This window comes from Acinetobacter sp. YH12117 (assembly GCF_013418865.1).
Classification (GTDB): domain Bacteria; phylum Pseudomonadota; class Gammaproteobacteria; order Pseudomonadales; family Moraxellaceae; genus Acinetobacter; species Acinetobacter indicus.
Window position 1 is genome coordinate 1 of the sequence record NZ_VPBF01000016.1, and the last position, 16,740, is coordinate 16,740.

The following is a 16,740-nucleotide window of genomic DNA, read 5'->3' on the forward strand; positions in this document are numbered from 1 at the left end:
TCTCGCCTGCACTATAAAATTGTCTGTCTACGCAAGAATAATCTTCATCAAGTCACAACGGATTTGGTAACACGTTTTGATGTGATTGCAATTGAAGATTTGAATGTTAAAGGCATGTTGAGGAATCATAAACTCGCAAGAGCTATATCCGATATGGGTTTTTATGAGTTTAAAAGGCAGTTGATTTATAAAGCCAAACAGCATGGAAAATCGGTACTTTCGGTTGGTCGATTCTTCCCAAGTAGTAAAATGTGTTCGTGCTGTGGTGAATTAAATCAATCTCTCACACTTTCTGCGCGAGAGTGGAAGTGCTTAGTTTGCCAAACCATCCAAAATCGTGATGTTAATGCATCAATTAATATCCTGCGATATGCGGATAAAGATTTAATCACTGCATAAGTGGTGATTAAGGCGGTGAGTTACACCGTGACAGCCTATGGAATTGAGGTAATCCCTAAAGCAAATGCTTTAGGTTCTTGATGGTGAAGTAGGAATTAAACATCAAACCCACATTGAGTAGGTTTGAGTAGGTTTTAAATAACGGTGAGTAAGCCAATGGCTTTGATCAGATCATGCTGAGGCGTGGAGGCAGTCATCATCAACCCGGGCGAGGAATAAGGATGTATTCTAGCCGATTTAACGCAGACTGCCGGTCATAATTATTGCTGTTTGAGCTGGGCTTCGAGCAGCTGAATCTGTTCTTCTTTCAGGCGAATCAGTTCATCAGCATCGGCGTGCTGGGCATTGAGCAGTGCGGCCTGATCATCCAGCTGTGCCTGCAGGTCTTCTAGTTTGGCCATTTCTTCTTTGGCCAGGGTCGCGTTGGTAGCAACCGGCTGTTTCAGAATATCTTCACTCACCAGTTGCTGTGGCATTTCTTCCAGCTGCACCGCTGGTTCTGCTTTGGCTTTGGCAGCCGGTGCGGCCGGCTGACTTAGCAGCTGGGCTTCAGGTGTTACCTCTGCGCTCTGGTTTTGGCTCATCCATTGATAAGACAGCACCACAAGTACGATTACGATCAGGCCCCCAATAATGGCCCATAATAGTTTTGAGCTATTTCTCTGATCAAGCGTCATGAATAAATGAACCTTAATTTTTTTACTTAGGATGACGTGGTTTAAATTGAATCACACCCACTTCATCAGGCGCTGCCGGTGGCTGAGGTTCATCGACATGGGTCGGGCGATTTTCGCTATAGCCACAGTCGATACATTCAATCCATTCATCATCACCTGAGGTCAGCATGACCACCCGATCCATAGCCTGGCATTTTGGACATTTTGCGCCTGCAATGAAACGACGTTTGATGGTCATCATACTGATCCTGTGTTCAAATTAAGGCCCTAGTTTAAGCGTTTTTAATTGGCTTCGTCCAACCTTGATGACGCAATAATGCATCTATTTTTGGCTCGCGTCCGCGGAAATTGATAAACGCGTCAAGTGCTGAATCTTTTCCGCCAACTGCTAGAATAAACTGCCTGAACTGCTTTCCGGTGTCGGTGTTAAATACCCCTTCATTTTCGAAGCGATCGAAGGCATCGCTGGCCAAAACTTCGGCCCATTTATAGGAATAATAACCGGCCGCATAGCCCCCGGCGAAGATGTGACTGAAGCTATGCTGGAAGCGGTTGTAATCGGTGGTTGGCACCACCGCATATTTATACCGGATTTCATTCAGCACATCCTGAATCTGGCTGGCGGTCAAGGCTGGGGTCATGCGGTGAATATTCAGGTCAAACAGGGCAAATTCCAGCTGGCGCAGGGTCTGCATGCCGGACTGGAAGAAGCGCGCATTCAGTAGCGCCTGTAGTAAATCATCCGGCAGGGTGGCCTGTGTGTCGATATGCTGACTGAGTACATCCAGGCTTTCTTTGTCCCAAGCCCAGAATTCCATAAACTGGCTTGGCAGTTCCACCGCATCCCAGGCTACGCCGTGAGTGCCGGCCACCGCAATGTTGTCGACTTCCGTCAGCATATGATGCAGGCCATGCCCAAATTCATGGAATAAGGTCAGTACTTCATCATGGGTCAGTAAGGCCGGCTGATCCCCCACGGGCGGGGTGAAGTTACAGACCATATAGCAAATTGGCTGTTGCAGGCCCTGGCTTTGCTGCATGCGCGAACGGAAACCGCTCATCCAGGCGCCGCCGCGTTTGCCCTGACGGGCATACAGGTCAAAATAGAAACCGCCAATTACCTGACCCCGATCTTGCAGTTCAAAATAACGGGCGTCTGGATGCCAGACCGGTGCTTCACGCTCGATAATATCGACATCGTATAGACGCTTGACGATGCTAAATAAGCCGTCAACCACTTTCGGCGCCGGGAAATACGGTTTCAGTGCTTCCTGAGACAGATTGAACTGGGCCAGTTTCAGCTTTTCTGAATAGAAACTGGTATCCCACGGTTGCAGCTGCTGAATACCATCTGCTGCGGCAATGGCTTTCAGTTCGGCAATTTCCTGTTCAGCTGGCTGACGGGCATGTTCGGCCAGCTCAACCAGGAACTGCTCAACTGCTTCGACACTTGGTGCCATTTTGCTGGCTAATGACAGTTCGGCATAGTTGTTAAAGCCGAGCAGCTGGGCCATTTCCTGACGCAGGCTTAAAATTTCTTCCATCACCGCGGTATTGTCAAAGGCCTGATCGGCCGACTGGTCAGAAGCACGGGTGGTATAAGCCTTATATAACTCTTCACGCAGGCTGCGATCTTCAGCATAGGTCATAATGGCCAGATAGGACGGGAAATCCAGCGTCGCAACCGGCTGCTCCAGCTCACGTTGCTGGCCATACTGCTTGAGTAATTCCACACTGCTGGCAGGCAGGCCGGCTAGTTGTGCTTCTGTGAGCGGTTTAAAGTAAGCCTGTGTTGCATCCAGTACATGGTTGGAAAAGTCAGAGGACAGCTGCGACAGGCGCGCTGAAATTTCCGCATAGCGTTTTTTCGCTTCACCTTCCAAGGCCACACCTGACAATTTAAAGTCACGCAGCGCCAGTTTAATTGCGCTTTGTTGCGCTGCGGGTAAGTCATTAAACGTCACTGCATCATGAACCTGCTGATAGGTCTGATACAGCACCGTGTGCTGACCGAGCTGGGTATAGTATTCGCTCAGGCCAGGTAACAGTGCCTGATAGACTTCACGGGTTTCGGCATTGTTCATCACCGCATTCAGGTGCGAGAGTACGCCCCAGCTTTCGCTTATCTGGTTTTCCAGGTGATCGACCTGTGCTAGAACTTGTAGTTGTGCATCGCTGCTGGCCGGAATGTCTTGGAGTTGCTGTAAAAAGGCCTGCCCTTGGGCGATGGTCTGTTCAACCTGTTGTTTTAATTGGGGCAGCGTAATCTGGTCAAACTGGGGTACTGGCAGGGTTGCCTGTTCTAATGTCATTTCTTTTTCCATGTTGAAGTCCTGTCTTAGCAATAGATGTAGGGCCTCCAGCGTGGGAAATCAAGCGGTGTGTACAGAATTGCTCAACTTCATACAAAAAAGAGCGCCGTGGCGCTCTGTTTCTGATCGGGCTGCTTAGTCCAGCTTGGACTTGGCATTGGACTTTTTCTTTTTCACTTTGGCTTTTTTCTTGACCTTGTCTTTGCTTTCAGCCTTGGCGGTGACTTTTTTCGCCGGCTTTTTGCCATAAGAACTCGGCTTGGATTTGGCCTTTTTCTTCTTCAACGGCTGTTCGCCATCTTCACTCACGGCAAGCTTGACTGGACGATCATGAAAGATTTCTTCGGTGGCTTCAGCACGCGGCGCGGCTTTGGCCACGCGTGGTGCACGGCTGCGGATCGCACGACCGGCATGGGTCAATTGTTTGACCAGCTCGAAATCAATCTTGCGTTCTTCCAGGTTGACTCCGGCCACTTTAACTTTGACTTCATCGCCCAGACTAAAGGTCTGACCGCGTGACTGACCGACCAGTGACTGGCTGGCCTGATCAAACATAAAGAAGTCATCGCCCAGCTGGCTGACGTGAATCATGCCATCGACATACAGATCTTTCAGCGTGACAAACAGACCAAATTCGGTCACGGCAGAAATCACCCCGACAAATTCTTCGCCTAAATGCTGCTGCATATAATGACATTTCAGCCACATGGTCACAGAGCGGGAAGCTTCATCGGCACGACGTTCGGTTTGCGAGAAATGCTCACCGGCATCATCCAGCGCGGCACCCGAAATCGGATATGGTTTCTGGGCCAGATGCGCTTTAATGGCACGGTGCAAGAGCAGATCCGGATAACGGCGAATTGGCGAGGTGAAGTGAGTATAGGCTTCATAGGCCAGACCATAGTGGCCGGCATTGGCCGCGCCGTAATAGGCCTGCATCATCGAGCGTAATAGCACCGCATGAATACTTGGCGCATCAATGCGGTCTTTGGTGGCATCAATCACGGCCTGATAATCGGCCTGGGTTGGCTGTTCCGGGAAATTCAGTCCCAGCAGTTTTACAAATTCACGAACTTTCTGAATCCGTGAAAACTCAGGTGGCTCATGCACACGGTACAGCATCGGAATATCATTTTTGAGCGCAAATTCTGCTGCCGCCACGTTGGCCAGTAACATACACTCTTCAATCAGTTTATGCGCATCATTACGGGTTCGTGGCAGGATTTCCTGAATCCCGCCGAGTTCGTCGAAGGTCATATAGGTTTCGACGGTTTCAAATTCCATGGCATGACGCTGGGCACGTAAACCTTTGAGTACCTGATACAGCTGGAACAGGGTATTCAGCGATTTGCGTACATCCCGGTCTTCCGGAATGGCAGCGCTGTCGCCGTCAAAATATTGCGCCACCTGGGTATAGGTCAGACGGGCTTTGGAATGCATTACCGCAGGATAGAACTCGAATTTGGTTACCCGGCCGGCACGGGACAGGTTCAGGTCACAGACCATACACAGACGATCAACCTGCGGATTCAGCGAACATAAGCCATTTGATAAGGCTTCGGGTAACATCGGCAAGACAAAATGCGGGAAATAGACCGAAGTGCCGCGTTCCTGGGCTTCATCATCCAGCGGTTTGCCCGTGCGGACATAGTGGCTAACATCGGCAATCGCGACCACTACGCGGTAACCACCCCCTGGACGTTTTTCTGCATACACCGCATCATCAAAGTCGCGGGCATCTTCACCATCAATGGTGACCAGAGCTAAATCACGTAAATCGACCCGGCCCTCACGGTCTTTGGCTGACGGTTCTTTAAAACTGTCGGCATCTTTTAAGACATTGTCCGGAAATTCATACGGCAAACCAAACTCTAAAATGGTTTGTGGAATGATGATTTCAGTGTCGGCTTTATCGGCCATCGACTGCACCACATGGCCGGTGGCAAATTCTTCACGGCTTGGATAGTCATCAATGGCGACGCGGACCGAATCGCCCAGATTCAGTTTGGCGTGTTCAACCAGCTCTTTTTCTAAAGTCACCGGCTGATGGCTGTTCGGATTGCCCGGCTGAATAAAATATTCACCGTCATACATCGACAGTTTGCCAATGATCTGTTTCACACGGCGCTGCTGGACTTCGGTAATAAAGCCCCAGGCTTTGCCTTTGCGATCGACCGAGGTCTGGCGCACTTTGACGCGATCGCCATTAAACACCAGACGCAATTCACGCTCGGGTAGCAGGATGTCATTTTGTCCGTCAATATGGGCAGAACCCAGACCCTTGCTATTAATGTAGACCGTGGCTTCATGGGTAGGCTGCTCGGCGGCAAGCTGGAACTTGAATCCGTCTTTCATGAGCTGGCCATCACGCACCATGGCAATTAAGCGGTGGCTCAGGGCATCAATACTTTTCTGATCGGCAATTTCAAAATATTCAACCAAGTCGGCATGCGACTGGGCCTGTTGCAGTTTTTCAATACTTTCAAGAATCAGTGTGCGACTTGGAATCGGATTATCGTAACGTTCGGCTTCAGCTTTTGCTTCAGGATCGACCCAGTTTTTCATCATGTCTTTGGCTTCAAGTCAGAAGATAGGTTTAGCATAAGTCATGCAGCGTCAGACTGCACGTAAATGATTGCAATAATGTGTTTTAAGTCTTTATTTTAAGATGATTGCGAGTAGATAAAATCACATTCCCCGTAAATTTGCAGAAAATGCCAGGCTAGAAGCAATAAATTGTTTAAAAAATATTTAATTGAGCAAAAAACTGCAAAAAATAGAGTGACTGCGCTTGCAGTGCTACAGTTAAATTTGTATTATGGCGGCACGTTACGGTGAGATGGGTGAGTGGCTGAAACCACGTCCCTGCTAAGGACGCATACGGGCAACTGTATCGAGGGTTCGAATCCCTCTCTCACCGCCACTTTACTTATGTCGCGCTCATAGCTCAGCTGGATAGAGCACTTGGCTACGAACTAAGGGGTCGGGAGTTCGAATCTCTCTGAGCGCACCAATAAGTAAACCAGGAAATAACGCAGTCTAATATAGACGACACAAGTGACGCGCTCATAGCTCAGCTGGATAGAGCACTTGGCTACGAACTAAGGGGTCGGGAGTTCGAATCTCTCTGAGCGCACCAACTTGAACAATTAACCGCACATGTTGCGGTTTTTTTGTGCCTGCAATTTGGCTAATCAGCTGCATCTGCCGGCTTCCTTATTTGTTACAATTTCAACTGCAATTTAAAATTTGTATAAAATCAGCGCACAAATACATGATTTGTCCAATATCTATCCATTTGGTTGCATTTTTATGAAATAAGACTTAACAAATACCGAAAAGCCCGTATAATGCACCCCATCAAGACGTCGCGCTCATAGCTCAGCTGGATAGAGCACTTGGCTACGAACTAAGGGGTCGGGAGTTCGAATCTCTCTGAGCGCACCAATCTTGATAAAGAATTCTGAAAAAACCGCACATGTTGCGGTTTTTTTGTGTCTATAATTTACTAAAACATTCCCGCATTATTTGATCTTCTGTTGAATCTTTAAGGTCAGCACGGTATTGCCACCCAATGCCGGCAGCAGCTCGTGATACGGCATACTGCGCATGGCGCGTAATAAAAACGGTGCCTGCGCATCAATGTTCATGGCGCTGGTCACATTCAGTAAACTGCCCTCGGCTTGCGGCAAAATCTGCATGCCGCCTTGCACATAGCGTAAATCTCCCCCCACCGCCTGAAACTGCTGCTCCAGAGTGCCTTGTGCCTGAAAACGCAGTTTAAAATCAAACGGAATCTGAATCACGCCCAGCCCGACTGAAATTTTATAGTTGGCATCCAGTTGCCGGGCAGAGGGTTGTTGAATCTTGACCTGTTTAATTTGCCGTGGAAATAGGCGCTGGTAGGCTTGCGGTTCAAGCCAGGGTTTTAGCTTGCTTGCTGGCTGGGCATAGTACTGATAGCTGCTGCTAAAACGCATAACTTCCTGCTGTGCACCATAGGACACCTGATAGGCCGGTAAAATAAAGGATACGGGTTCTTGCGATTTCTGGCTGATCTGCCGGATTTTGTTCATCTGGTTGGTACTTAATTCAGGTGCTGGCACCTCGCCGGCGGGTAGGGCTCGGGGTGTGGTGTTTTTAAATTTACGTTGCAGTGCTTCCAGAATAAAGGCATTGGTGCCGGCCGGCAGGCCCAGTTTGGCATCGGGCAGGGCATTTAGAATAGTACGAAATAAAAAACCTTTGGGCTGCGCCAAATCTCCCCAGTGGGTGACTGTGACCAGCGTCTGATGGGCCGACAAGGCAAACCATTCTATTTTTCCGGCGCCATACGGAATGGGCGCGTCAATCACCAGGGTTTCAATACTGTTGTCGGTGCGCTGATGTTGCAAGATCACATCATCTTTAAAGTTCAGCACCGGAATAGGTGTGGGAATATGAATCCGGTATTTGACCTGACTGATGTGCTGACGCTGCTCCAGCATCTTGGCGCTTTTGAAGGTCGGAAACAGCTGGGCATAGCCTGAATAATCACTCAGCAGCGCCGCAACTGTGTGACTGGGCACTGGCAGCACCACCGCAGCACTATAAAATTTGCCACGTTTTGTAGATGCGAAGGTTGGCAGCTGAATCGGTTGCGCGGCATGCGCATAAATCAGAATTCCATCTCCGGTCAGCGCGGCCAGCTGTTCGGCACTGCCGCCATAGCCTTGTAAACTGCCTGGTATTTTTCCTGTCCAGCGAACTAAACTGGCCCAGGCAGAAACCGGCAGCAGCAGACTGCAAAGCAGGGCGATCAATCGGGTGTGCGTCTGTGGCATAAAACATCCTGTTTTTGCTGTGGAGATGAGCGAATCATCCCGTTTTGAATAGGGTTATTTTTTGAATGGTGGTTGCAGCATCATCATGACAGCACTGGCGAGAAAAAGAATAAGGAAATCACCTATTCTGGTGTAATATTTAGCGTAATTTAACTGATTTGATGATGAGCCGATGTCGGAACTCAAGCCTGCCTTGTCGCTACGTTATTTTTTAAATCTGGAAGAATCTCAGGATGGCTTTGCTCTGGCCACCTTTGGTAAAAAACAGTTTACCCGTTTTATTACCCCGTTAATCAGTGTCGGGATTATTGCCTGGGGCATTTATTTGGGCCTCGATGGTGTAGGTCGTTACTATCTGGCGCTGGGGGTATTTTTTCTGGTGCTACAGATGCTGATGCGCTACTGGTTCCTGCCGATGATGTTTAAGCGTCAGTTTGTCAAATACCAGTTTGGAAAAAGCGAACAGGGCATTGCGCTGTATCAGGATTATGCCGAGATTTCTGCCAATGGCCGTGACAAAGTGGTGCACTATAACGAAGTTCAGAATTTTGCTTCAGGCAAGCTGACCTATATGATTGAGCTGAAAAACCGCATGGTGATTATTGTGCCAAAACGCGTGTTTGAAAGCACAGCCGATCAGACCCTGTTTGAAAATACCTTTAAAAAATAAGCCTGTTAAAACCATCACATCATAAGAGGGAAGATCATGAATACACGTCCATCCAAAATTGTCTGTGTGGGTCGCAGTTATGCGGATCATGCCAAAGAACTGGGCAATGCGGTTCCTGATCGTCCGGTGCTGTTTATTAAACCGCCGAGCAGCCTGCGTCCGTTATCTGCCGGGATTGCCTGGAATCCGGCCTGGGGCAGCTGTCATTATGAATGTGAACTCAGCCTGCGTATTGACCAGCCCTTAAAGGCAGAAACCGATCCGCAAAAAGCCTTGCAGGCCGTGGGGGCGGTGACTTTGGGGCTGGACCTCACTTTGCGTGACTTGCAGGATGAACTGAAACAGAAAGGCCATCCATGGGAACGAGCCAAAGCCTTTGATGGGGCTTGTGTACTGGCAGACTGGGTCGATGTTGCAGAAATTAATGACTGGAAAGATGTGCACTATACGCTGCATATTAATGACGAACTGCGTCAGCAGGGGCATACCGCGCTGCTGATTTTTGAAATTGGTGCGCTACTGGCTGAAATTAGCCACAGTTTTAGTTTGGAGCCGGGCGATGTGGTAATGACCGGTACTCCGGCCGGGGTGGGTGCCTTAAAGGCCCATGACCAGTTAAGTATGCGTTTGCAGGGCAAAACCCGGGAATTTGTCTGGAGCACTTTTGTTCAGGCTTAACCGCCTCCCCAGACGACGAGGACTGCAATTGCAGTCCTTTTTTATGGCGCTTTTCGAGCCTTCCTGGTTTCAGTCTTTGAGTAAATCCTGAAACTTGCTATGCAGCTTCATCAGTTTGGGTGGAATTACAAAGTTGCAATAGCCTTGGGTTGGGTTATTGGCAAAGAAGTTCTGATGATAGGCCTCTGCCGGATAAAAACGCGGTGCAGCGGTCACTTCGGTGACCACAGCAATGCCCTCGGCTTTGAGCTGCTGGATCATCTGTTCGGCCTGTTGCTGCTGCTCCGGATTTAAATAATAAATCACCGAACGATACTGGCTGCCGACATCATTGCCCTGACGGTTAAGCGTGGTCGGGTCATGGGTGGCAAAGAACACATTTAACAGCTGGGTATAGCTGATTTGACTGTCATCGAAATCAATCAGAATGACTTCAGCATGGCCGGTATCACCATTGCACACCGCTTCATAATTTGGATTGTCCATCTGGCCGCCGGCATAGCCACTCACCACTTTGGCCACACCGCGCAGTTGGAGAAATACCGCTTCGGTACACCAGAAACATCCACCACCAAAAATTGCCTGTTGCATAGGGTCAGCCTTCTGTTTTCAATCGTTCATAAAAAAGGCCTGCAAAGGTGCAGGCCGGTGCAGTATTAACGCGGTTGTACGGCACTTTCCAGCTGAATCAGCAAATTGCCATAACGATCCAGCAGTTTCAGGGTTTTACCAAAGACCTGATAATGGGTCACTTTGGCCAGTGCTTCATTGAATTTCTGATCAATGCCATTGCTGTTGAGGCAGGCCATACGGGTGCCAGCCATTTGGCTTAGCGTTAGCGTGTCACGGCCGGCGCTGTAGCTGCCCATAATCCGGTTACAGCCATCGGCACCGCTAACGCGTTGGGTGGCGCTATCAAATTGCAGGCTTGGAATATTGTGGGCAGTCGGTTCGGTGCGAACCGCGGTATTGCCAATCTGGGTCACAATCCAAGTGCGGTTTTGCAGCTGGACAAGATTGGCAGTTTCAACGGTAGCACCCGGGGTTGGTAAAGTTTCACAGCCGCTAAAAACTAGGGCTGAACCTAAAAGGGCAACGGCAGCAAGATGTTTAAGCATATGGATTTTTCTTTATTTTAAAGCTGATGGATGTATCTAAACAAATTTTAAATTTGATCGCCAGTTAAAATTGTATCATTGATTTGACTGGGCGCCAGGAGCGGGCAAACCCTGCCGGATTAGTGCTGAAAATTGTGCACTGTCCAGCCGGCCCGGCTGTTCCACACGCGGATTGATATAAGCGCGCTGATACCAGCTTTCAATGCTTAAGCTCTGATCAAGCGCCTGTAAATCATACAAATAATTGGGTAAATAACCCGAAGCTAGCAGGCGATAATCGGTGGGCAAGGTCTGGTTGGATACTGCCTGCACCATGTCAAAGACCAGGGTAGTGCAGTTACTGGTCAGGGTGTTATACCATTTGGGCTGTTGTGCCAGTTCATCGGCTTTGGCCAGATATTCTAGAAACAGGGCTTTTTGCATGTCCCGTGGCATCTTCAGCGGGAAAAAATAGACCTGTTCGCCGCGAATATTACTGCGGGTATAGATAATATCTTTTTCATCCGCTGCCACCAGACTCAGTTCATATTTGCGGAAGAATCCGCCCAGCGAAGAAAATTCTTCATGGCGTTCTTTGCGGATTTCAATCGAAAAAGTCAGCGGTGCGGTATTGGCAAAATCGAAACTGACCAGGGTGTGGGCAATTTGTGGTCCCATCCAGTAGGAAGTGATGATGTTGACGCCCCGAATCTGGTTCAGGTCATAATGGCGACTTTCCCAGCGCTGCCCGTAGGAACCATCGCTGTGCCAGTTAAAGTTACGCACATTGTGCAGAATGACCTGATCGCCGTGACGCTCGGAATGTAACAGCTGCGCCACTTCGGGATTCCAGTCGCGGTCCTGGCGAGGTGGCAGGCCAAAATACCAGAGCTGGCTGCACAGAAACACCAGCAGATAAATCAGCACATCCAGTTTACGGCTAATCAGATGCCGGCTGATATAGATGCCCAGAATGCTCATGGCAAAGGCAATCCACAGGCCAATCAAGATCCGGCTAAAAAGCAGCCCAAACGGCTGCTGAAACCACAAAATCAGCACCAGCCAGATCGAGCTGCCAATTACAAACAGGCTAAACAGGCCATGCAAACTGCCTTGAATCAAACGCTGTGCCAGCTCGGGCTGTTGGGGTGTCTGCATGCTGATGAATTCATTCAGAAAATAAGCTTTATTTTCGGTAGCTGGCAAACTCAAATGCAATGCCAGTTTTGTCATCCAAATGTTGCTCGGCACTGACTTTCTGGAAGGCTGCCGGAATTTCCGGATAATGCGCATCGCCCTGCACATCCAGCTCGACATGGGTCAGTTCCAGACGGTCGGCAATATCCATGGTCTGTTTAAAGATTTCACCACCGCCAATAATAAAAATACTGTCCGGCTTTTCTGAAGCCTGCACATCAGCTACGGCCTGAGTTAAAGCTTCCTCAATAGAATAGGCGATTTTGGTGCCCTCAAAGGCCCAGTTTGGATCTCGGGTAATCACCCAATTGACACGTTTCGGTAAGGCACGCCCCATTGATTCCAGGGTTTTACGGCCCATCACCACCACGCCGTCTTGGGTGATTTCCTTAAAATGTTTTAAGTCGGCAGAAATATGCCACGGCAAATCATTGGCCTTTCCAATACAGCGCTGCTGATCCATGGCCACCACGTGTACGACTTCTAAACCTTGAAATGCCATGCTGTTTCATCCATATCTCATGCGAAAAATTAACCCTATTAAAATGTAAAATCCCCCTCGATGAAAGGGGGATGGGGCATTTGTCCGGAATTAATTGGCTTTAAACCGCTACCGGGGCCTTAATTGCCGGATGTGACTCATAACCGACAATTTCAATATCTTCAAATTTAAACGCGAACAGATCTTTGACGTCCGGGTTCAGTTTCAGCTGGCACAGCCCCAGCGGTTCACGACTGAGTTGCAGTTGTGCCTGTTCAAAATGGTTGGCATATAAATGGGTATCGCCGCCGGTCCAGACAAAATCACCAACCTCTAGATCACATACCTGGGCAATCATATGGGTCAGCAGCGCATAGCTGGCAATATTGAACGGCACGCCAAGAAATACATCGGCACTACGCTGATACAGCTGGCAAGAGAGTTTGCCGTTATGAACAAAAAACTGGAACAGGGTATGACAAGGCGGTAACGCCACCTGACCGGCTTCCTGCGGATTCCAGCCCGATACAATTAAACGGCGTGAATTCGGGTTGGTTTTAATCTCATTGATTAGCCAGGAAATCTGGTCAAAACCATCCTGATTATAGCTGTTATCGGCATTTTTGCTGGCGCCAAAGTTACGCCACTGATGGCCATATACCGGACCAAGCTCGCCTTCAGGACGGCCGAAACGCGCCGTCTGTTCTGCCGTTGACCATTCATCCCAAATCGTAACTTTGTTGTCCTGCAGATACTGAACGTTGGTATCACCTTTCAGGAACCATAACAGTTCAATCACAATTGAACGGAAATGCACTTTTTTGGTGGTTAACAGCGGAAAACCCTGAGACAGATCAAAGCGCATCTGATGACCGAATACAGAACGGGTTCCCGTGCCGGTACGGTCGCCTTTGTCGCCGCCGTGGTCAAGGATATGTTGTAACAGGTCAAGATATTGGCGCATGAAATTCTCTCAATCAAATAGTGATGTGGCTCCTGTGTCGACCTTCATTGCAGCGCAAAAGGCTGGCTGTATTGAAGATCTTGGCTTTAAATGAGCACATAAAAGTGCAGCCATCATAACATTGATGCCGGGCCGAGATGAATATTCATCATCATTAAAAAAGGCATCTTAAAAAAGATGCCTCAGCAAAATAGTGGCAGCTTATGCGGTTGGCCGGCCGGTGTGCGGGGTGTAAATCAGATCACTCAGGTCATAACCCAGACTTTTGGCCTGCGCCAGATATTCATTTTGTGTGGCTTCATCCAGCTGTGGATGACGATGCAGCAACCATAAATATTTGCGGCTCGGGTCACCGACCAGTGCGGTCTGATACTCCGGATCAAGTTTTAAAATCCAGTAATCACCTTTGGTAAACGGAATCCAGCGCAGGCCTTCTGGCAAGAAGCTGACTTCCAGTTTGCCATGTTCAGCATCGACTGGGGTGGCTTCACCAATCGATTCATCTAGTTGACCTTGACCATCCAGACGGCGGTTTTGTACGCGCACTTTACCATCTTCATTCAGGTTGTAGGTGGCGGAAATATCGGTACTGTCTTCGGGTTCATGGCGCATTGGCAAACGGGCAATTTCGTACCAGGTGCCCAAATAACGTTGCAGGTTAAAACCGGAAATGGTGTTCAGTTCTGAATTCATAAACAACTTCCTGAATTATTTTCATAAAGACTGCAGTTATTCTAAGCAGGCTGAACGGGATTCGGGTTATTGTTGTTAGCGCTCCTGTTTCGGCATGTATGCAGTGTAAATTCAGCCCGGTTTTCTGTGCAGCAACTGCTACACAGGTTATTAAAATGCAAAAAATTGGACAGGAAAATAAAGCTTAGGAGTCAAACCGTTTGGCACGTTGCTGGTAGATCGACACCATAAACAGTCCTACCAAGATAAAGCCGAGTGCTTGCAAGGCCATGGCCCAAAGTTGCATTTTCGGTAGAAACAGCAGCAATACGGCCAGCAGGAGCAGCGGTGCCAGATTCAATCCCCCGTACATCAGTCTGCGCTGATGTTCTGGCCAGGAACGACGATTGCTCCATTGATACAGCAGATGTAAGCCCATGCCCAGAATCAGACTGAGGATGACCCAAAACGGTGGCAGCTGTGCCTGCGTCGAGGCCAGATAAATCAGCAGACAGGTACCAATACAGATCATCAGTTTGAGCTGACGATGACAACGCGCGGAATACCAGAAACTGAGCATTTATGCCTGATCCTGATGTTGATGCAGCAATGACAGTGGCGAGAACAGACAAATTGCCAGAGCCATAAAGCCAAGTCCTTGTGCGCCCGGTAATAAAATTTCACCCTGTTGCATATTCATGAAAATTAGTGCCAACAGCAGGGCAATCGGAATCCAGGTCAGCAGGCGATACAGTAAACCGGTGGGACGTTGTGCCGCAAAATGAATTTTGCAGTAACGGCAAATCAGAAAAATAATTCCGGTGCCCATAAACATCAGGATGGCATCATAGGCCAGCGGTTGCATCCAGTATAAAACGCCGGTGACCACTGCAATTAGAATAAACAGCATGAGTTTTTGCAGTACGGATACGTTGGGATTAAACCAGAATTCGAGCATAGCCCACCAGATGAATTGTGCAAGGGTGCATGCACTTTAGCAAAAATGGCATAAAAAAAGCGAGGCCAATGCCTCGCTCCGGTTTAACTATTTTTCTGTGGGCCCCAGTCATAGATTTTTTTCTGGTAGGCGTACCACATCATCCAGAGACCGACCAGAATCATTGGCAGACTCAGGAATTGGCCTTTACTCATCCAGGCAATAAATAGCTGACCATTGTCCGGTTCGCGGAAGAATTCCACCACAAAACGCGCCAGACCATAACCAATCAGGAACAGTGCCGAAACCGCCATACGTGGACGCGGTTTGGAACTGAACCACCACAGCAGAATAAATAACAGCAGCCCTTCAAACAGCGCCTGATACAACTGTGATGGATGACGTACCAGCTGTAGTGGATCGGTCGGGAAAATCATGCCCAGTGCAAAGTTTGGATCAGTGACCGGACGGCCATATAACTCGCCACCAATAAAGTTGCCGATGCGTCCAAACATCAGCCCGGTCGGGACACAGGGTGCAATAAAGTCCAGGGTTTGGAACCAGGTCATCTGGTATTTTTTGCACCAGAACAGCATGGCCAGCATGACCCCCAGGAAACCACCGTGGAAACTCATGCCCCCGGTCCAGACTTGAAACAGCCACACCGGGTTAGCCAGAAACTGCTCAAAGCCATAAAAGAACACATAACCGACACGGCCGCCAATGACTACACCCAGCGCGCCGTAAAAGATCAGGTCCGAAACCATGTCCGGCGTCCAGCCACGCTGCTTGGCGCGATAGGTGGCCAGACCCCAGGCAAATAAAAAGGCCAGTAAATACATCAGTCCATACCAGTGGACTTGTAAGGGACCCAGCGATATCGCCACCGGATCAATATTTGGATAGGTCAGCATTCCTGTTCCTTGTCATTCTGTTTTGCACAGATTTTAGCTGAATAAGATGAAAAATGTTGTACATTCAATGTGTAAAGATAGCGAGCAGGAAATTATGTGTATTGTGGCCTTTGCCTGGCAGGTTCTGGATGAGCTGCCTTTATGTTTAATTTCAAACCGTGATGAGTTTTATCAGCGTCCAACTGCGGCGTTGCATGCCTGGGAAAATAGCCCGATTTATGCCGGACAGGACTTGGAGTCGGGTGGCACCTGGATGGGCGTGACCGCCAGAGGCCGCTGGGCCATTGTTACCAATTTTCGTAATGGACAGGATCAGCACAATTATCCGACCTCACGCGGGCATCTGATTCAGGATTTTCTGGAATCTGAATTAAGTCCAATTCGCTTTGCGCAAGCCTTGGAGCCGCGCCAGTGCGATTATGCCGGCTTTAATTTATTTGTCGGCGACCGGGAACAGGCGGTGTATATGAGCAACCGAGGGGAGGCGCCGCAAGTGCTGGCCAAAGGGGTATATGTGGTGTCCAATGGCTTAATGGGCGAGCATTGGGAAAAAACCGGCCATTTGCGTAAACGCTTTACCCAAGAATTTTTACCGATGTTACAGCAAGCCCAGTTGCCAGAAGCAGATCTGCAGCATGCTGCCTGGGATATTTTGGAAGATGAACGCAAGGTGATTGCAGATTTATTGCCAGAAACCGGCATTTCTGTCGAGCTGGAAGAGTTATTGTCGTCGACCTTTATTCAGAGTCCGGCGTATGGTACACGCTGTTCCAATATTTTAAGATTAAATGCTCAGCAATGGCACTGGTTAGAGAAAAGCCAGCAGGGTGAAACCGCCGGGCAGATCGTGGAGCTGAATATTCCACTACAGAAATAAAAAATACCGGCATCAAGCCGGTATTTTTAAGTTTAAGGATGC

At 48.8% G+C, this 16,740-nt stretch carries 18 protein-coding genes and 4 tRNA genes; 8 read left to right on the plus strand and 14 right to left on the minus strand.

The window, feature by feature from the left end:
* Positions 1-399, plus strand: a 399-nt coding sequence (locus FTU55_RS07490) for an RNA-guided endonuclease TnpB family protein (RefSeq protein WP_180046667.1), incomplete at its 5' end; no start/stop codon positions are given.
* Positions 400-659: 260 nt separating this feature from the next.
* On the opposite strand, the gene FTU55_RS07495 is transcribed toward FTU55_RS07490, so the two are convergent.
* The 4 genes from FTU55_RS07495 to rnr form a co-directional block, all read right to left on the minus strand.
* Positions 660-1,076, minus strand: a complete 417-nt coding sequence (locus tag FTU55_RS07495) for a hypothetical protein (protein WP_160232303.1) — start codon at positions 1,074-1,076, stop codon at positions 660-662.
* A gap of 22 nt (positions 1,077-1,098) precedes the next feature.
* Positions 1,099-1,308, minus strand: a complete 210-nt coding sequence (locus FTU55_RS07500) for a YheV family putative zinc ribbon protein (protein WP_171065117.1) — start codon at positions 1,306-1,308, stop codon at positions 1,099-1,101.
* Between the two features lie 40 nt (positions 1,309-1,348).
* On the minus strand, positions 1,349-3,388 hold the full coding sequence (locus tag FTU55_RS07505; protein WP_168390912.1) for a M3 family metallopeptidase: 2,040 nt from the start codon (positions 3,386-3,388) through the stop codon (positions 1,349-1,351).
* Positions 3,389-3,523: 135 nt separating this feature from the next.
* The gene (rnr, locus tag FTU55_RS07510; protein WP_104483961.1) at positions 3,524-5,956 is read right to left on the minus strand and encodes a ribonuclease R; all 2,433 of its coding nucleotides are present in this window, start codon (positions 5,954-5,956) and stop codon (positions 3,524-3,526) included.
* Positions 5,957-6,221: 265 nt separating this feature from the next.
* Between rnr and FTU55_RS07515 the strand changes: the two genes are divergently transcribed.
* The 4 genes from FTU55_RS07515 (at position 6,222) to FTU55_RS07530 (ending at position 6,835) form a co-directional block, all read left to right on the plus strand.
* A tRNA-Ser gene (locus FTU55_RS07515) sits at positions 6,222-6,311 on the plus strand.
* Positions 6,312-6,324: 13 nt separating this feature from the next.
* Positions 6,325-6,401, plus strand: a tRNA-Arg gene (locus FTU55_RS07520).
* A gap of 49 nt (positions 6,402-6,450) precedes the next feature.
* Positions 6,451-6,527: transfer RNA gene (locus FTU55_RS07525), tRNA-Arg, on the plus strand.
* A 231-nt stretch (positions 6,528-6,758) separates the two neighbouring features.
* Positions 6,759-6,835 (plus strand) — tRNA-Arg (locus FTU55_RS07530).
* Between the two features lie 77 nt (positions 6,836-6,912).
* Here the strand turns inward: FTU55_RS07530 and FTU55_RS07535 are convergent.
* A complete protein-coding gene (locus FTU55_RS07535; RefSeq protein WP_180046669.1) occupies positions 6,913-8,211 on the minus strand; it encodes an SRPBCC family protein in 1,299 nt (432 codons plus the stop codon).
* Positions 8,212-8,383: 172 nt separating this feature from the next.
* On the opposite strand from FTU55_RS07535, the gene FTU55_RS07540 reads away from it, so the two are divergent.
* Positions 8,384-8,881: a YcxB family protein gene (locus FTU55_RS07540; RefSeq protein ID WP_005180217.1), complete on the plus strand. Its 498-nt coding sequence runs from the start codon at positions 8,384-8,386 to the stop codon at positions 8,879-8,881.
* A 36-nt stretch (positions 8,882-8,917) separates the two neighbouring features.
* On the plus strand, positions 8,918-9,559 hold the full coding sequence (locus FTU55_RS07545) for a fumarylacetoacetate hydrolase family protein (protein ID WP_180046671.1): 642 nt from the start codon (positions 8,918-8,920) through the stop codon (positions 9,557-9,559).
* A 69-nt stretch (positions 9,560-9,628) separates the two neighbouring features.
* Here the strand turns inward: FTU55_RS07545 and msrA are convergent, their stop codons facing one another.
* From msrA to lgt, 9 genes are all read right to left on the minus strand, one after another.
* Positions 9,629-10,150, minus strand: coding sequence for a peptide-methionine (S)-S-oxide reductase MsrA (msrA, locus tag FTU55_RS07550; protein WP_016658546.1), 522 nt, complete (start codon positions 10,148-10,150; stop codon positions 9,629-9,631).
* Positions 10,151-10,215: 65 nt separating this feature from the next.
* A complete protein-coding gene (locus tag FTU55_RS07555) occupies positions 10,216-10,677 on the minus strand; it encodes an META domain-containing protein (protein WP_005180208.1) in 462 nt (153 codons plus the stop codon).
* 75 nt (positions 10,678-10,752) lie between these two features.
* Positions 10,753-11,814: a DUF4105 domain-containing protein gene (locus FTU55_RS07560; protein ID WP_180046673.1), complete on the minus strand. Its 1,062-nt coding sequence runs from the start codon at positions 11,812-11,814 to the stop codon at positions 10,753-10,755.
* 28 nt (positions 11,815-11,842) lie between these two features.
* Positions 11,843-12,355 carry a dihydrofolate reductase gene (locus tag FTU55_RS07565; protein WP_180046675.1) on the minus strand — a complete coding sequence of 171 codons (513 nt, stop codon included), beginning with the start codon at positions 12,353-12,355 and terminating at the stop codon, positions 11,843-11,845.
* Between the two features lie 100 nt (positions 12,356-12,455).
* Positions 12,456-13,298 carry a thymidylate synthase gene (gene thyA / locus FTU55_RS07570; protein ID WP_005180203.1) on the minus strand — a complete coding sequence of 281 codons (843 nt, stop codon included), beginning with the start codon at positions 13,296-13,298 and terminating at the stop codon, positions 12,456-12,458.
* 201 nt (positions 13,299-13,499) lie between these two features.
* A complete protein-coding gene (locus tag FTU55_RS07575) occupies positions 13,500-13,991 on the minus strand; it encodes a lipocalin family protein (protein WP_075167417.1) in 492 nt (163 codons plus the stop codon).
* 184 nt (positions 13,992-14,175) lie between these two features.
* The gene (locus FTU55_RS07580; protein ID WP_005180197.1) at positions 14,176-14,550 is read right to left on the minus strand and encodes a hypothetical protein; all 375 of its coding nucleotides are present in this window, start codon (positions 14,548-14,550) and stop codon (positions 14,176-14,178) included.
* Entirely contained in the window at positions 14,551-14,928 is a 378-nt protein-coding gene (locus FTU55_RS07585) for a hypothetical protein (RefSeq protein WP_016658550.1), read from the minus strand.
* 83 nt (positions 14,929-15,011) lie between these two features.
* Positions 15,012-15,821, minus strand: coding sequence for a prolipoprotein diacylglyceryl transferase (lgt, locus tag FTU55_RS07590; protein WP_016658551.1), 810 nt, complete (start codon positions 15,819-15,821; stop codon positions 15,012-15,014).
* A 94-nt stretch (positions 15,822-15,915) separates the two neighbouring features.
* Here lgt and FTU55_RS07595 point away from each other — a divergent pair, with 94 nt between their 5' ends.
* The gene (locus tag FTU55_RS07595; protein ID WP_180046691.1) at positions 15,916-16,698 is read left to right on the plus strand and encodes an NRDE family protein; all 783 of its coding nucleotides are present in this window, start codon (positions 15,916-15,918) and stop codon (positions 16,696-16,698) included.
* Positions 16,699-16,740 lie beyond the last annotated feature (42 nt).

Bases quoted from the DNA above. Each gene is read 5' to 3' on its own strand.
- FTU55_RS07495 (WP_160232303.1), bottom strand. From the start codon at position 1,076: ATGACGCTTGATCAGAGAAATAGCTCAAAACTATTATGGGCCATTATT.
- FTU55_RS07505 (WP_168390912.1), bottom strand. From the start codon at position 3,388: ATGACATTAGAACAGGCAACCCTGCCAGTACCCCAGTTTGACCAGATT.
- rnr (WP_104483961.1), bottom strand. From the start codon at position 5,956: ATGATGAAAAACTGGGTCGATCCTGAAGCAAAAGCTGAAGCCGAACGT.
- FTU55_RS07535 (WP_180046669.1), bottom strand. From the start codon at position 8,211: ATGCCACAGACGCACACCCGATTGATCGCCCTGCTTTGCAGTCTGCTG.
- FTU55_RS07540 (WP_005180217.1), top strand. From the start codon at position 8,384: ATGTCGGAACTCAAGCCTGCCTTGTCGCTACGTTATTTTTTAAATCTG.
- FTU55_RS07545 (WP_180046671.1), top strand. From the start codon at position 8,918: ATGAATACACGTCCATCCAAAATTGTCTGTGTGGGTCGCAGTTATGCG.
- msrA (WP_016658546.1), bottom strand. From the start codon at position 10,150: ATGCAACAGGCAATTTTTGGTGGTGGATGTTTCTGGTGTACCGAAGCG.
- FTU55_RS07555 (WP_005180208.1), bottom strand. From the start codon at position 10,677: ATGCTTAAACATCTTGCTGCCGTTGCCCTTTTAGGTTCAGCCCTAGTT.
- FTU55_RS07560 (WP_180046673.1), bottom strand. From the start codon at position 11,814: ATGCAGACACCCCAACAGCCCGAGCTGGCACAGCGTTTGATTCAAGGC.
- FTU55_RS07565 (WP_180046675.1), bottom strand. From the start codon at position 12,355: ATGGCATTTCAAGGTTTAGAAGTCGTACACGTGGTGGCCATGGATCAG.
- thyA (WP_005180203.1), bottom strand. From the start codon at position 13,298: ATGCGCCAATATCTTGACCTGTTACAACATATCCTTGACCACGGCGGC.
- FTU55_RS07575 (WP_075167417.1), bottom strand. From the start codon at position 13,991: ATGAATTCAGAACTGAACACCATTTCCGGTTTTAACCTGCAACGTTAT.
- FTU55_RS07580 (WP_005180197.1), bottom strand. From the start codon at position 14,550: ATGCTCAGTTTCTGGTATTCCGCGCGTTGTCATCGTCAGCTCAAACTG.
- FTU55_RS07585 (WP_016658550.1), bottom strand. From the start codon at position 14,928: ATGCTCGAATTCTGGTTTAATCCCAACGTATCCGTACTGCAAAAACTC.
- lgt (WP_016658551.1), bottom strand. From the start codon at position 15,821: ATGCTGACCTATCCAAATATTGATCCGGTGGCGATATCGCTGGGTCCC.
- FTU55_RS07595 (WP_180046691.1), top strand. From the start codon at position 15,916: ATGTGTATTGTGGCCTTTGCCTGGCAGGTTCTGGATGAGCTGCCTTTA.